The sequence below is a fragment of the Microbacterium sp. 05T445 genome, assembly GCF_056395865.1.
On sequence record NZ_JBFTKJ010000001.1, the window covers coordinates 183,447 to 198,238 of the forward strand.

Consider the following 14,792-nt stretch of genomic DNA (forward strand, 5'->3'; position numbering starts at 1 on the left):
GCGACGAACACGGGCCCACCGGCCCGGAGCGACGCACGCAAGGAAGCGAGCATGTCAGAGACCATCACCACTCCCGCCGCCACCGTCGGCGCGGACCCGATCATCCAGCTGGTCGGCGTCAAGAAGTCCTTCGGGCCGGTCAGCGTCCTCAAGGGCGTCGACCTCAAGGTCCATCCCGGCAAGGTCACCGCCCTGGTGGGCGACAACGGCGCCGGCAAGTCCACGCTCATCAAGGGCCTGGCGGGCGTCCAGCCGTACGACGAGGGCGAAGTCCTCATCGACGGCGAGCACCGCGACCTCCACGCCCCTCGGGACGCATCGGGCCTCGGCATCGAGGTCGTCTACCAGGACCTCGCCCTGTGCGACAACCTCGACATCGTGCAGAACATGTTCCTCGGCCGCGAGGAACTCTCGTTCGGCACCTTCGACGAGGGCCTCATGGAGAAAGAGGCGTCTGACACGCTGCGCTCGCTGTCGGTGCGCACCGTGAAGTCCGTGCGCCAGAAGGTGTCGAGCCTCTCCGGCGGCCAGCGGCAGACCGTCGCGATCGCCCGCGCCGTGCTGAAGAAGGCGCGCGTCGTCATCCTCGACGAGCCCACCGCCGCGCTCGGCGTCGCGCAGACCGAGCAGGTGCTCAACCTCGTCAAGCGCCTGTCGGAGCAGGGCGTCGCTGTGATCCTCATCAGCCACAACCTCGCCGACGTGTTCGAGGTCGCCGACGACATCGCGGTGCTCTACCTCGGCCAGATGGTCGCGCAGATCCCCACGGCCGAGACGACCCGTGACGACGTGGTGGGCTACATCACCGGCACCAAGGCCCCCGCCGGCGTCTCGATCATCGACACCTCCACCATCCGCACCGAAGGAGACGGGCAATGAGCAGCAACGCGACTCGCACCGAGGCCGCACCCGACCCCGTCGCCAGCGACCTCATCGGCAGTGGCGTCGAAGGCGGGCTCGGCGACCAGATCCAGGCGTGGTGGCAGCGTGTCCGCGGCGGCGACATGGGAGCACTCCCCGCCATCGGCGGACTCGTGGTGCTCGGCATCCTGTTCTCCGTCCTGAGCCCGTTCTTCCTCACCGAGCGCAACTTCGCGAACCTCCTCAACCAGGCGGCGACCCTCGTGGTGCTCGGCATGGCGCTCGTGTTCGTGCTGCTGCTGGGCGAGATCGACCTGTCGGCGGGCGTCACCGGCGGCGTCGGCATGGCGCTGTTCGTCGTGCTCAACTCGCAGTTCAACGTGCCGTGGCCGTTGGCGCTCATCATCGGCTTCGGGTTCGGGTTCCTCACCGGCGCCCTGATCGGCTTCTTCGTGGCGAGGGTCGGAATCCCGTCGTTCGTCGTGACGTTGGGTCTGTTCCTCGGGTACCAGGGCCTGGCCCTGGTCATCATCGGACCGGGCGGTCTATTCCGCGTCGAGGTACCCGAGCTCATCGCGCTCCAGAACGGCAACCTGCCGATATGGGGCGGCTGGGCGATGCTCGTCATCATGCTCGCGATCTCGGCCGCGACCTCGTTCTGGGATCGCGCCCGGCGCCGCCGCGCGGGCGTCCCGAACCGGGCGCTGTCCCTGGTGTGGATCAAGCTCGCCGTGATCGCCGTCATCGGCGGGGTGTTCGTGTACGTGCTGAACCAGAACCGCGGCCAGTCGGTCATCGAGGTCGCGGGCGTGCCGATCGTGGTGCCCGTCGTGCTCGTGATCCTGTGGATCGGGACGTTCCTGCTGGACCGCACCAAGTTCGGCCGCTACATCTACGCGATCGGCGGCAACGCCGAGGCCGCACGCCGGTCGGGTGTGAAGGTCCGCTGGATCAAGTGGTGGGCGTTCGTGATCTGCTCGAGCCTCGCGGTGTTCTCGGCGCTGCTGAGCGTCTCGCGCGTCGGCTCCGTCGACGCCACGGTCGGTCGCGACATCGTGCTGTCGGGCGTCGCGGCGGCCGTCGTCGGCGGCGTCAGCCTGTTCGGCGGGCGCGGGCGGCTCATGCACGCCGCGATCGGTGCGCTCGTGATCGCGGTGATCACCAACGGACTGGGTCTGCTGAACCTGCCCGCGGGCATCAACCTGCTCGTCACCGGCGGCGTGCTGATCCTCGCCGCGACCGTCGACGCCCTCTCGAGGGTGCGCTCCGGCGGCGTACGGATCTAGCGTTCGAGGCCGAGAGCGCCGGGTGTGGAGCTGTCCACCCGGCGCTCTCGCACGCGTCAGGGGCGGATCCCGTGCTGGGCGAGCACCTCGTCGACCCACGCCGGCACGAGTACGCTCGCCGGCCCGGATCGTGCGTCGTCGAAGGGCACGTCCGCGTCGCTGGGTTCGAGGTTGAGTTCGACGGTGCGCGCACCGAAGCCTGCCGCGAGCGCGACGTATCCGGCAGCCGGGTAGACGGCGCCGGACGTGCCGATCGACACGAACACGTCGCAGGCGACGACGGCCTGCTCGATGCGGTCGAGCTCGTAGGGCAGTTCGCCGAACCAGACCACGTCGGGGCGCAGCATCCGCTGTCCGCATTCCGGGCACGCGGGCCGGTCGATCAGGTCGGCGTCCCATGCGGGGCGCGCCCCGCACGCCAGGCACAGAGCGCGCCGCAGTTCGCCGTGCATGTGCACCAGGTGGCGGCTGCCGGCGCGCTCGTGCAGGTCGTCGACGTTCTGCGTCACGACGAGCAGGTCGTCGCCGATCGCACCCTCGAGTCGCGCGAGGGCGCGGTGGGCGGCGTTGGGTTCGACAGATGCCGCAGCCCGCCGCCGGGCGTCGTAGAACGCCAGCACGGTGTCGGGGTCGCGCGCGTATCCTTCGGGCGTCGCGACGTCCTCGATGCGGTGCCCCTCCCACAGCCCGTCCGGACCGCGGAAGGTGGGCACGCCGCTCTCTGCAGAGATGCCGGCGCCGGTCAGCACGACGATCCGCATGAGGTCATTGTGCCCCGGGGCGGGTCACTCCGATGACACGGGCGTGCGCACGGGTGAGATCGCGGCGAGGGTGTCGCGGACGATGCCCCAGTCCCGGCGCATGTCGTAGTTCTCCGGGTCGCGCATGCGGCGCACCGGCGGCATCCCTCATCCGCGCAGCAGCGTGCGCAGCGTGCCGATGGTGTCGGCCTCGTCGGCGCGCTTGTCGGGGCGGTACCCCTTCACCCGGGCGAAGCGCAGCGCGACGCCGCCGGGGTAGCGGGACGAGCGCTGCACGCCGTCGATCGCGATCTCGACCACCGTGACCGGTCGCACGTGCACCGCGTACGCGGACCGGTGCGTCTCGATCGTCGGGAAGTGCTCGGTCTGCCAGCGCAGGGTCGCATCGGTGAGGCCCTTGAACGTCTTTCCCACCATGACGAAGCCACCAGGCTCGCCGAATGCACCCTCGGGATCGCGGGCGCCCAGGTGCAGGTTCGAGAGCTGGCCGGTGCGCCGGCCCGACCCCCACTCGACGGCGAGCACCACCAGGTCGTAGGTGAGCACCGGCTTGACCTTAAGCCAGCTCTTGCCGCGTCGGCCCGCGGCGTACGGGGCCTCGAGACCCTTCACCATGACGCCTTCGTGCCCGGCGGCCAGGGCCTGGCGCGAGAACTCCTCGGCGCGCGCCGGGTCGTCGGTGACGATGCCGGGCATGCGGGCGTCGCCGACGGCCTGCTCCAGCAGCTCGAGGCGCGTCGCCAGCGGCTCGTCGATGAGGTCGCGGCCGTCGAGGTGGAGGATGTCGAAGAACCACGGCCGCAGCACCGTGACGGCCGCGTCGTCGGCGCCCAGCGACCCGAAGCGCGCCATGGTGTCCTGGAAGGGACGTGGCCCGCCGTCCTCATCGAGCGACAGCGTCTCGCCGTCGAGGATCACGCGCTCGGCGGGGAGGGCGCGCACCGCCGCGACGAGTTCCGGCACGCGGTGGGTGATGTCTGCGAGGCTGCGCGTGAACACGCGCACGTCGTCGCCGTCGCGGTGCACCTGGATGCGTGCGCCGTCGAGCTTGTACTCGACGGATGCCGCTCCCCCGAGTGTCGCCAGCGCCTCGGTCGTCGACGCCGCCGTCGCCGCGAGCATCGGCAGCACCCCGCGGCCCATCTCCAGTCCGACGGAGGCCAGCTCGTCGGCACCACCCGTCAGTGCGATCAGCGCCGTCGCGCCGAGATCGCCCGACAGCATCGCCGCCCGCCGCACGGTCGCGGGATCGCGGTCGGACGCCTTGGCGACGGCATCCAGCAGCACGCCCTCGAGCGCGCCGGTGCGCAGCTCGCCGAGCATCACGCGCGCCAGGAAGTCCCACTCCTCGGCCGTCGCGGCGCCGGCCAGGGCGTCGAGCGCGGCCCCGCGGACGGCAACCGATCCCGGGCCGTCTGCCCCCGCGAGGCGATCGAGGGACTCGTCGACCGCGCCGATGGTCAGGGTGGCGTCGGACGCATGTGCGACCTGCAGAATCGACAGGCTCCGCCACCCCACGCCGAGCCGGCCCTGGCGCGGGTTCGCGGTGAGGAACCCGATCGCCGGGACGATCTCGTCGGGGTCGAGAAGGCGCAGCGCGTCGGCGAGCGCAGCGACCTTCGCCAGTCGCGACGACGTCGCGGCCACGGCATCCGTCGCCGTCACGAGCTCCTGCAGCAGCATGCCCGCATTCTCGCACCCGGCCCCGACACGCGGGCCGGACCGCGGCGTACGCCTCGACTCAGCCCGCGCGCGTCACGCGACGGCTGCCGCCACGGTGTCGATGGCGCGCAGGTGATCGTCTGTGCTGCCGGAAGGCGTGATGAGGCGCAGCACCACCTGGTCGACGGCGGCGCGGTACGCCGCGATCCGATCGCCCAGCTCCGCGGGCCGGAGCACGGTGGCGGCGGGGTCGAGACGCAACCGCGCGAAGTTCGCCGCGTAGGCGGGGTAGCCCGCGTAACGCGCGGTCTCGTCCTCGAGCGCGGCGACCGCGGCCGGATCGGCCGCGGTGCGCACGTACAGCGCGACATGCGTCGTCGGGTCGACGTCGCGGGCCTGGGCCGCCTGCGTGGCGGCCGCGTCGGGGGTGAGCCAGCTGAGCAGGAGCCCGTCGGACACCGCGGCGCCCGCGCGCCGCATGCGCGGCCCGAGCGCCCCGACCACGATGCGCGCGCCGGTGCGTGCGCGCAGCGCTGTGGCGGCATCCGTCACGCGCTGCACCGCCCCGGTGCGCACCTGCCCCGACCCGATGCCCAGCACCAGACGCCCGGCGGGCAGCGCGGAAGCCGCCTGCGCGATCTCGCCCGGCGCACGGCGGTCGACCGGCAGCACGCCCGTCGCGAGCACGAGCTGCTCCGTCACGGCCGCGACGGCACCGAGTACGGCGAGCGCGTCGTGCCCGGGTGTGTCGTTCACCCAGAGGCCGCGCAGGCGTGCCGCTTCGATCTGGGGGGCGATGCGCACCGCGAGCTCGTTTCCGGCTGCGGCGGCGATGCCGATCGAGACGGTCCCGGTCATGCCGCGCTCGCGCGCACCAGGCGGGCGACCTCGCCCGCTGCGCGGTAGAACTCGGCGATCTCGCCGCGGGAGGAGGGCAGCAGCACCACGTCGTCGACACCCGCGTCGAAGAAGCGCTGCGCGCCGGCGGCGACCTGTGCCGGGTCTCCCCACAGCGCACGCTCCGCCGGATCGGGCTTGTCGCCGACGTCGGCGAGGGCGCGGGCCTCGGCATCCGCTCCGAAGGCCGTGACGACATAGGCGACCACGTCATGGCCGCCGCCACGGCCCGCGGCGGTGCGCCCGTCGCGGACGGCCGCGGTGGCCGCGGCGTACTCGGCGGGGGTGTGCCCGCTGTCGAGCACTGTGCCGTCGGCCACCTCACCGCTCAGGCGCAGCGTCTTCGGCCCCTCGGCCGCGGCGTACACGAACGGCGGCGTCACCGGCGGGTAGTCCAGCCGCACGCCGGTCAGCGTGACGTACCGGCCGTCGACCTGCACCTCGGAGCCCGCGAGCAGTCCACGCAGCGCGGGGACGTACTCGCGCATGAGGGTCAGGGGCGACGCGACCCGCGCACCGGCCTGCCCCATCCAGTCGAGGACCCCGTGACCGACGCCGGGCAGGAGCCTGCCGGGGAAGAGCCGCTCGAGGGTGGCGATCTCCATCGCCGCGGCCGCCACGTTGCGCAGGGGCATCGGCGCGATGCCGATGCCGATGCGCAACGCCTCGGTCCATGCCAGAGCCGCGCCCGCGCTCGCGAAGGCCGACTGCCGGAAGCAGTCCTCCCAGATCCACAGCTCCGGCAGGCCCGCCGACTCGGTGGCCAGCACGGCGTCGCGGAACTCGTCGGGCGTGTGCGTGTACGGATTGAAGATCGCTCCGATGCGGCTCATGCCCCCACTCTGGCAGGACGCGCCGACACGCGCGACGACGGATGCCGCCCGGCATGCGCAGGGGCGCCGGGCCCGAAGGCCCGGCGCCCCTGCCCGATCGGCCGGATCAGGCGGCCGAGACGAACGGCGCGCGTGCGAGCACGGAGAGCGCGTCGTCCGCGGCATCCACAGTCACCGTCCCGCCGTCCACGAGCGCACCGGTGACGAACAGGTCGGCGATGCGGTCGTCGACCTCGCGCTGGATCAGCCGGCGCAGCGGCCGCGCGCCGTACTCGGGCTCGTACCCGTGGTCGGCGAGCCATGCGACGGCGTCGTCGGTGACCACGAGCGACACCTCGCGCTTGGCCAGGCGCGTGTCGGAGGCCCCCAGCAGCAGACGCACGATGCTCTGCAGCTGCGGCTTCTCGAGCTTGCGGAACAGCACGATCTCGTCGATGCGGTTGAGGAACTCGGGACGCATCGCCTCGCGGAGCTTGCCGAAGACGCGGTCGCGCAGGTCCTTCTCCGAGCCGAACCCGGTCGAGCCGCCTCCGTCGGCGAGGAAGCCGATGGCACCGCCGCGCGACGCGAGGAACTCCGAACCGAGGTTCGACGTCATCACGACGACAGTGTTGCGGAAGTCGACCGTGCGCCCCTGCCCGTCGGTGAGGCGGCCGTCGTCGAGCACCTGCAGCAGCAGGTTGAACACGTCGGGGTGCGCCTTCTCGATCTCGTCGAACAGCACGATCGAGTACGGGTTGCGCCGCACGCGCTCGGTGAGCTGCCCCGCCTCGTCGTACCCGACGTATCCCGGAGGGGCGCCGACCAGGCGCGAGACGGTGTGCCGCTCGCCGAACTCGCTCATGTCGAAGCGGATGACCGCGCCCTCATCGTCGAACAGCGAGGCGGCCAGCGCCTTGGCCAGCTCGGTCTTGCCGACACCGGTAGGTCCGAGGAAGAGGAACGAGCCCACCGGCCGACGTGCATCGCCCATGCCGGTGCGGTTGCGGCGCACCGCCTTGGCCACGGCGATGACCGCGTCGTCCTGCCCGATCACGCGATCGTGCAGCTCCTCCTCGAGGGAGGCGAGGCGCTCGCGCTCGGTCTCGGTCAGGCGGTTCACCGGGATGCCGGTGGCCCGGCTGATCACCGCGGCGATCTCCGGCTCGTCGACGATCGCGTCGGTGCGTACGGCGGCGCCCGCAGCGGTGGCGCGCTCGAGGCGCTCCTGCACGTCGGCGATCTGATCGCGGATCTGCGACGCCTCCTCGTAGTGCTCCGCCGACACCGCGGCGTTCTTGTCGGCCTCGAGCGTCGCCAGGCGCTCGACGAGTGCGCTGACGTCGACCTTGGCGCCCAGGCGCAGCCGCAGCCGTGCACCCGCCTGGTCGATGAGGTCGATCGCCTTGTCGGGCAGCACCCGCTCGGTCAGGTAGCGGTCGCTCAGCTCGACGGCGGCACGCAGCGCCTCGTCGGTGTAGACGATGCCGTGGTGCTCCTCGTAGGCGGGCTTGAGTCCGCGCAGGATCAGCACGGCGTCCTCGATGGAGGGCTCGCCCACGCGCACCGGCTGGAAGCGGCGCTCGAGAGCGGGGTCCTTCTCGATGACGCGGTACTCCTTGAGGGTCGTCGCGCCCACCAGGTGCAGCTCCCCGCGCGCGAGGCGGGGCTTGAGGATGTTGCCGGCGTCCATGCCGCCGTCGCCGGCGCCGCCGGCCCCCACCACCGTGTGGACCTCGTCGATGAACACGATCAGCTCGCCCTTGAGCGACGAGATCTCGTCCATCGTCTTGGTGAGGCGCTCTTCGAAGTCGCCGCGATAGCGCGTGCCCGCCAGCATCGCCGGCAGGTCGAGCGCGATCACGCGCTTGCCCAGCAGCTGCTCGGGAACGTCGCCCGCGACGATCGCCTGCGCCAGTCCCTCGACGATCGCGGTCTTGCCGACGCCGGCCTCGCCGACGAGCACCGGATTGTTCTTGGTGCGCCGGCTCAGGATCTCGATCGTCTGCTCGATCTCGTCGGCGCGCCCGATCACCGGGTCGAGGTCTCCGTCGACCGCGCGGGCGGTGAGGTCGGTGCCGTAGGCGTCGAGCATGGGGGTGACGGATGCCGCGGCATCCGTCGCCGCCTCGTTCGAGACGGTCTCGCCCGGCGTGACCGTCTCGCGGGCGCCCTGGGTGAGCGCCTCGGCCGTCACGCCGGCGCGCGCCAGCACCTGGCCGGCGGGAGTGTCCTGCGCGAGCACGAGCGCGAAGAACAGGTGCTCGGGGTCGACGTACGTCGAGCCCGACGACCGCGCCACCTGGAACGCGTGGAACAGCGCGCGCTGCACGGACGACGTCACCACGGCGCCGTCGACGTCGGCGGCAGCGGAGGCCGGGGGAAGCCGCTCCTCGGTCGCGCGCACGATGGCGTCGGCGTCGGCGCCGATCCGGCGGACGGCGTCGCGCGCGGGTGCCTCGCCGACGAGGATGCGCAGCACGTGCAGCGCGTCCAGCTCCTGCTGGCCGCGGTCGAGCGCGTACTTGCCGGCGCGCTGCAGCAGCTCCTGTGTGCGAGCGCCCAGGTAGCGGCTGAGGTCGATCGAGCGCTCGGCGCGGGCGCGCTCCCCCGCGAGGTAGCGCGCCAGGAAGTCGTCGAACGAGCTTCCCTCGTCGCCGGCCTGTGGGGTGAAGTCTTCGGGCATTCCATCTCTCCTGAAACTTGAGCGAACAGGTGTCAAGTTTTGAACTTGATACAACCGATGTCAAGTTCAACTCCAGGAGTCGCGGTGTATTCCCCGAATCGGCACCCGACTGCTCACCGCACGGATGTCGGCTCCCCGGCGTAGCGTGAGGACCGAGGAAGAGGCAGATGAGAGGGAGAATCATGGACTGGAAGATCGAGCTCATCTACGTGCCGGTCACCGACGTCGACCGGTCGAAGGAGTTCTACGAGCGCATTGGATTCCACGCCGACCACGACCAGGTCCCGTTCGACGGCCTCCGGTTCGTGCAGATGACCCCGCCGGGCTCGGCGTGCTCGATCGCCTTCGGCACGGGCCTGGGCAACGACCTCGAGCCGGGGCGCCAGAACACGATCCAGGTCGTCGTTCCCGACGCCGACGAGGCCCTCGCCCACCTGCGCGATCTCGGCGTCGAGGCGCAGGGCGTCGACGAGCAGGCCTGGGGCCGGTTCGTGTCGTTCGACGATCCGGACGGCAACACCTGGACGCTGCAGCAGCTGCCCCCACGCGACTGAGACGACGACGGGCGCCGGAGATGACTCCGGCGCCCGTCGTGCGACAACAGATCAGTCACGCCCTCCCGGCGGGCCGATGATCAGAAGGATCGCGAACAGGGCGACCACGGCGAGCGCGATGAGCGCGCCGAGCACCCAGGGCCGGCGCAGGAACCACCGCATCAGCCGGTCGTACCAGGCGGCGTCGCGCGGGTCATCGGTCTGCTCGAGCCGCCATGCGCCGGCCAGCCGGCCGGAGCGCTGCAGCCAGATCTCCGCGGGAATGGTCGCATACGGGATCACGGCGCTGATGAGGGCCGCCACCGTCGGACCGACGCGCCAGCGGTTGTTCAGGGCGACGAGGATCACGGTCGCGCCGTACGACAGGAAGATGAAGCCGTGGATGCCGCCGCCGATGCTGACACCGAGGGCCCACCCGGTGGTGGCACGGAGGATGAGACCGGTGATGAGCAGCGTCCACGAGACGACCTCGGCGATCGCGAGCGCGCGGAAGAGAGTGTGGGGGGTTCGGAACACACCTTCAGCCTAACTGAAAGTGGTTCAGCCTTTCTGAACGCTCCCTGCACGCTCGATCCCGATGGGCTCCTCGTGCAGCCCCTCCAGCGCGGCCGCCAGGTGGGGTGCGCCGGCCGACAGCGCGGCGTCGAGCGCCGCGAGCCGCCGCTCGACCTCACGCAGCACCTCCGTGCCGTGCTCGGTGACCCGCAGGTCGGATGCCGCGCCCGCGTGAGCCGTCGCGTCGGCGACCAGCCCGTCGGCCACGAGCGTCTGCACCGCCGAGTGCGCCGACTGCACGGTGATCTGGGAACGGCGGGCCAGTTCGCTGAACGAGATGCCGGGCGTCGCGTCGATGTGGGCGAGCAGGCCGTACTTGCGGGTGGTGAGACGGAAGTCGCGCAACTGCGCGCCGAGGTGGGCGTCCCACACGCTGGCGACGGTCAGCAGCGAGATCACAGGACTGAAAGCACGCTCCGACACGCGCTTCATGGTAGCCCCGCTACCGTGGGACGGTGACGTTCTCGCTCGACGGCCTGCGCCGCTGGCCCGATGTCGAGGCACCGGATCTCGTGGCGGCCGATGCCGCCGACCGGCTGCTCCTCGATGAATCGGCCGCCGTCCGCGCCGGCGTCGACGAGGGCGCGCTGGTGGTCATCGGCGACGGCTACGGCGCGCTCACCCTGGGCTCGGCGGCGGCGGGAGCCCGCGGCATCCGGGTCCATCAGGACCCCCTCACCGGTGAACGGGCGCTGGCGGCCAACGCCGCACGCACCGGCCTCGACGGCACGTTCGCCTCGATGCCGCTGTCGGTCGATCTGGTCCGCGATGCGCGCGTCGTGCTGCTGCGTCTGCCGCGATCGCTCGAGGCGCTTCGCGATATCGCGGGACTCGTCGCCGCGCACGCGGCACCCGACGTGGTCGTGTTCGCGGGCGGCCGCCTCAAGCACATGAGCCTCGCGATGAACGACGTGCTGGCCGAGCGCTTCGCCCGGATCGACGTCAGCCATGCCCGTCAGAAGTCGCGCGTGCTCGTCGCCCGCGCGCCGCACGACGGCCGCGATCCGGTGCCGAGCCGCCAGGTGCACGACGGCCTGGTGGTGTGCGCGTTCGGCGGCGCGTTCGCCGGTACATCGATCGACATCGGCACGCGATTCCTTCTGGAGCACCTCCCGCCGGTCGCGCCGGGCGAGGATGCCACGATCGACCTCGCCTGCGGCACCGGCGTGATCGCGGCGACGCTCGCGCTGCGGAATCCGTCCCTTAGCGTGCTGGCGTGCGATCAGTCCGCGGCGGCCGTGGCGTCGGCGATCGCCACCGCGCAGGCCAACGGCGTCTCGGACCGCGTCGAGGTCGTGCGCGACGACATGCTGCGGTCGCGCGCCGACGGCAGCGCCTCGTTCATCGCCCTCAACCCGCCGTTCCATTCGGGGGCGGCGGTGCACGAGGGGATCGCACCCCGGATGTTCGCGGAGGCCGCCCGGGTGCTCCGGCCCGGCGGTGAGCTGTGGGCGGTGTGGAACTCGGGCCTGCGGTACCGCCCCGCCCTGGAGCGCGTGATCGGGCCGACCCGGCAGATCGCGCGCAACGCCAAGTTCACCGTGACCGCGTCGACGCGACGCTGAGGACTACTGCGTCTGCTCGGGTTCGGGCGTCGGCGTCGGGGTCGGGCCGAACAGCCGCCATGCGCCTTCCGTGCACTCGTAGAACCGCACGGCCTGCGCGTCGACGTAGACGTCGCCGTCGGCCGTGCAGGTGGCGTCGTCGGGGGCGCTCGTCCCGAGCGTCACCTGGGTGCCGGCGGCACCGGGCTCGCCGGCCGCTCCCTGCGGCCCGGCGGGGCCCTGCTCGCCCTGGGGTCCCTGCTCGCCCGTGAGGTTCTCGGCGGCGGCGGCGCGGAGATTGCCGACCCAGGTCCAATCCTCCTGGAACAGGTAGACGTCGGCGCTGACGATGTCGATGTAGACGTCGCCCTCATAGCCGTTGCCCGACTCGGGCGCGCCCGAGCCCGCCCGCACCGCGGAACCCGCCGGCAGGATCTCGGCGAGCATCTCCTCGTAGTCCGGCGACGCCGTGGCGGACGTGGTGGGCGCCGGCGGCGCCGTCTCGACCGATCTCGCCAGCCAGGACCCGAGGAACGCCGCGAAGAACGACAACAGCACGACCCCCAGGCCGAACCACATCAGCGTTCCGCGCGTCACCGGTGACGCAGCGACTCTGTCACCGCTCGCGGGGTTCTCCACGGCAGCCCCCCTCTCACCGCGTGCGAAAAGCGCGGAGCCCCCAGAGCCCTGCGCCGCTGAGACCACTGTAGGAACGCAGCGCCCGCCTGTCCACGCATGCCGTGGTGAGATGCCCTCGGTCGCCGGTGTACGAGCGGCTCCTGCGCCAGCCCGTGCGCGGATTCCGCGTGACCGGGGGCGCCGACGCGATATGCCGACACCCCCGGTAGCCGCGGGCTCGGGGCTCACGGCTGGGGTCACCGGACCGGGGCTCCGGTTCTCCCCCACTCAAGAGACACGGACGACCCGCATCTATTACGCGGATCGAGCGACTCCTCGCGCGCGTGGGTGACCGCGACCCGCGAGATGACGGATGCCGGGGCCCCGGCATCCGTCATCTCCATCGTGCTCAGACCGTCGGCGTGACGGGGATCTCGTTGCGTCGCGCGAGGTCGCCCAGCCAGCCGAGACTCGGCTTGGGGGTGCGGACGAAGGTCTCGCGATCCACGGCGATCAGCCCGAAGGTGGGCCGGAACGATCCCCACTCGTAGTTGTCGAGCAGCGACCAGTGCAGGTAGCCGCGCACGTCGCAGCCGTCGGCCATCGCCGCGGCCATTCCCGCCAGCGCGCCCGTCGTGTAGTCGATGCGCTGGGCGTCGTCCGACGTGGCCATGCCGTTCTCGGTGACGATCATCGGGATGCCGCCGGTGACCTCGCGGGTGTGGCGGAGCGCGTGGCCGAGCGCCTCGGGGTAGTACTCCCACCCGGTGAGCGTGCGCTCCGTGCCCTCGGGCCACGGCTGCGGTCCATACCCCAGCTCGTCCTCCGTCGGGCCGATGATGGTCCGCAGGTAGGACTGCACGCCGATGAAGTCGTCGCCCCGCGACTGCTCGAGGAAGAAGTCCTCACGCCAGTACTGCCACTCGTCGCGCTGCTTCTCCCACCCGGGGACGGCCTGGAAGACCTGGTTCGCCACCGTCCAGCCCGAGCGGATGCCGCCGGCCCCGCGCAGCACCTCGGTCGAGGCGTGATGCGCGTCGGCGATCGCCTGGGCGACGAACGGCGACGGGCCGGGGAAGTTCACGCCGTTCTCGGTGTCGATCCGCGCCTCGGTCTGGTTGACCATCATGTTCGGCTCGTTGATCGTGATGACCGTCTCGACGTCGTCGAGGATCGTCGTCGCGATCTCGGTGAACCGTCGGAACCGATCGGTGCTCTGCTCGGCGTACCAGCCGCCGGAGTGGTCCCACCACCGCGGGAAGGTGAAGTGGTGCAGCGTGACGATCGGCTCGACTCCGTGATCACGGCACGTGTCGATCATGCGCCGGTAGTGCGCGAGCTGCGCGCGCGAGACCACGCCCTCCTCCGGTTCGATCCGCGACCACTCCAGTGAGAAGCGGTACGCGGTGAGTCCGGCATCCGCCAGCAGGGCGATGTCCTCGGGATAGCGGTGGTACGAGTCGCACGCGTCGCCCGACGGCTCCGGGATGGTGGTGCCCGGCGCGTACTCGTTCTCCCAGTGCCCGGTGTTGACGTTGCCGCCCTCGATCTGGTGACCGGCGGTGGCCGCTCCCCAGATGAACCCCTTGGGTGCGGCAGTGGCGCTGCTCATGAATGCTGATTCCTTTCTTGTGGGTGAAGTTTCGACGGGGCTCACTTGATGCCCGTCATCGCGATCCCCTGGATGAAGTGGCGCTGCATGGCGATGAACAGGATGAGCACCGGGACGACGATGAGGAACGACCCGGCCATCTGCAGCCCGTAGTCAGCCCCATGGCCCCCCGAGTCCGACGAGAACAGCGCGAGCGACACCGGCAGGGTGTACATCGAGTCGTCCTGCGAGATGATCAGCGGCCACAGGAAGCTGTTCCACGAGCCCATGAACGTGAAGATCGCGAGCGTCGCCAGCGGCGCCTTGCACAGCGGCAGCACGATCTGGAAGAAGGTGCGGAACTCTCCTGCACCGTCGATGCGCGCGGCATCCAGCAGCGAGTCGGGGATCTCGAGCATGAACTGGCGCATCAGGAACACCCCGAAGGCCCCCACCATGCCAGGCAGGATCAGACCCCAGTAGGTGTTGACCATCCCCAGGTTCGCGACGAGCACGAACTGCGGGATCAGGGTCACGATGCCCGGTACGAACATCGTCGCGAGCACGACGACGATGATCACGTTCTTGCCGGGGAACTTCATCTTCGCCAGCGCCCAGCCGACCATCGACGAGAACAGCAGTGTCGTCGCGACGGTGACCGCGGCGAGGAACACCGAGTTGAAGAACGGCCGGGCGATGTCGAACTCGAACAGCCACGCCTGGAAGTTCTCGAGAGTCGGGGCCTTCGGCCACCAGGTGACCGGCCTCGACATGATCTCGGCCTTCGTCTTGAAGGCGCCGAGCACCATCCAGATGAACGGCAGCGTGGTGGCTGCGAGACCGACCGAGAGCACGACCAGCACGGCGAGGTTGCCCCAGCGGATGGGCTTGCGCGGTGCGCGGGACCGCTCGCCAGCCGGCTCGGTCACGGCCGCGGTGGCGACGGGTTCTTTAGTGATCGTCAT

General features: G+C 71.1%; 14 protein-coding genes. 4 read left to right on the top strand and 10 right to left on the bottom strand.

Annotated features, from left to right (window positions below):
* The first annotated feature begins 51 nt into the window (after window positions 1-51).
* Both AC1DDU_RS00870 and AC1DDU_RS00875 read left to right on the top strand, forming a co-directional pair.
* Entirely contained in the window at window positions 52-879 is an 828-nt protein-coding gene (locus tag AC1DDU_RS00870; RefSeq protein ID WP_477430742.1) for an ATP-binding cassette domain-containing protein, read from the top strand.
* Complete coding sequence (locus tag AC1DDU_RS00875) at window positions 876-2,147, top strand: sugar ABC transporter permease (RefSeq protein ID WP_477430743.1); 1,272 nt, start codon at window positions 876-878, stop codon at window positions 2,145-2,147. Before AC1DDU_RS00870 ends, AC1DDU_RS00875 begins: the two co-directional genes overlap by 4 nt.
* A 56-nt stretch (window positions 2,148-2,203) precedes the next feature.
* Here AC1DDU_RS00875 and AC1DDU_RS00880 read toward each other — a convergent pair whose 3' ends face one another.
* The 5 genes from AC1DDU_RS00880 to AC1DDU_RS00900 all read right to left on the bottom strand — a co-directional run bounded on the left by AC1DDU_RS00880 (window position 2,204) and on the right by AC1DDU_RS00900 (window position 8,965).
* The gene (locus AC1DDU_RS00880) at window positions 2,204-2,908 is read right to left on the bottom strand and encodes an NAD-dependent deacylase (RefSeq protein WP_477430744.1); all 705 of its coding nucleotides are present in this window, start codon (window positions 2,906-2,908) and stop codon (window positions 2,204-2,206) included.
* 147 nt (window positions 2,909-3,055) lie between these two features.
* Entirely contained in the window at window positions 3,056-4,591 is a 1,536-nt protein-coding gene (locus tag AC1DDU_RS00885) for an ATP-dependent DNA ligase (RefSeq protein ID WP_477430745.1), read from the bottom strand.
* 72 nt (window positions 4,592-4,663) lie between these two features.
* Entirely contained in the window at window positions 4,664-5,428 is a 765-nt protein-coding gene (locus AC1DDU_RS00890) for an LLM class flavin-dependent oxidoreductase (RefSeq protein WP_477430746.1), read from the bottom strand.
* Window positions 5,425-6,300, bottom strand: a complete 876-nt coding sequence (locus tag AC1DDU_RS00895) for an LLM class flavin-dependent oxidoreductase (RefSeq protein ID WP_477430747.1) — start codon at window positions 6,298-6,300, stop codon at window positions 5,425-5,427. The genes AC1DDU_RS00890 and AC1DDU_RS00895 overlap by 4 nt, the downstream gene beginning before the upstream one ends.
* 106 nt (window positions 6,301-6,406) lie before the next feature.
* Entirely contained in the window at window positions 6,407-8,965 is a 2,559-nt protein-coding gene (locus AC1DDU_RS00900) for an ATP-dependent Clp protease ATP-binding subunit (protein ID WP_477430748.1), read from the bottom strand.
* A 182-nt stretch (window positions 8,966-9,147) separates the two neighbouring features.
* Between AC1DDU_RS00900 and AC1DDU_RS00905 the strand changes: the two genes are divergently transcribed.
* On the top strand, window positions 9,148-9,519 hold the full coding sequence (locus AC1DDU_RS00905; protein WP_477430749.1) for a VOC family protein: 372 nt from the start codon (window positions 9,148-9,150) through the stop codon (window positions 9,517-9,519).
* 51 nt (window positions 9,520-9,570) lie between these two features.
* On the opposite strand, the gene AC1DDU_RS00910 is transcribed toward AC1DDU_RS00905, so the two are convergent.
* Together AC1DDU_RS00910 and AC1DDU_RS00915 are read right to left on the bottom strand one after the other, a co-directional pair.
* Window positions 9,571-10,035: a DUF3817 domain-containing protein gene (locus tag AC1DDU_RS00910; protein ID WP_477430750.1), complete on the bottom strand. Its 465-nt coding sequence runs from the start codon at window positions 10,033-10,035 to the stop codon at window positions 9,571-9,573.
* 24 nt (window positions 10,036-10,059) lie between these two features.
* Window positions 10,060-10,497, bottom strand: a complete 438-nt coding sequence (locus tag AC1DDU_RS00915; protein WP_477430751.1) for a MarR family transcriptional regulator — start codon at window positions 10,495-10,497, stop codon at window positions 10,060-10,062.
* 32 nt (window positions 10,498-10,529) lie between these two features.
* On the opposite strand from AC1DDU_RS00915, the gene AC1DDU_RS00920 reads away from it, so the two are divergent.
* Window positions 10,530-11,639 carry a class I SAM-dependent methyltransferase gene (locus AC1DDU_RS00920; RefSeq protein ID WP_477430752.1) on the top strand — a complete coding sequence of 370 codons (1,110 nt, stop codon included), beginning with the start codon at window positions 10,530-10,532 and terminating at the stop codon, window positions 11,637-11,639.
* A 3-nt stretch (window positions 11,640-11,642) separates the two neighbouring features.
* On the opposite strand, the gene AC1DDU_RS00925 is transcribed toward AC1DDU_RS00920, so the two are convergent.
* The 3 genes from AC1DDU_RS00925 to AC1DDU_RS00935 form a co-directional block, all read right to left on the bottom strand.
* Window positions 11,643-12,215, bottom strand: a complete 573-nt coding sequence (locus AC1DDU_RS00925; protein WP_477430753.1) for a hypothetical protein — start codon at window positions 12,213-12,215, stop codon at window positions 11,643-11,645.
* A 430-nt stretch (window positions 12,216-12,645) separates the two neighbouring features.
* Window positions 12,646-13,848 carry a glycoside hydrolase family 1 protein gene (locus AC1DDU_RS00930; RefSeq protein ID WP_477430754.1) on the bottom strand — a complete coding sequence of 401 codons (1,203 nt, stop codon included), beginning with the start codon at window positions 13,846-13,848 and terminating at the stop codon, window positions 12,646-12,648.
* 41 nt (window positions 13,849-13,889) lie between these two features.
* The gene (locus AC1DDU_RS00935; protein ID WP_477430755.1) at window positions 13,890-14,792 is read right to left on the bottom strand and encodes a carbohydrate ABC transporter permease; all 903 of its coding nucleotides are present in this window, start codon (window positions 14,790-14,792) and stop codon (window positions 13,890-13,892) included.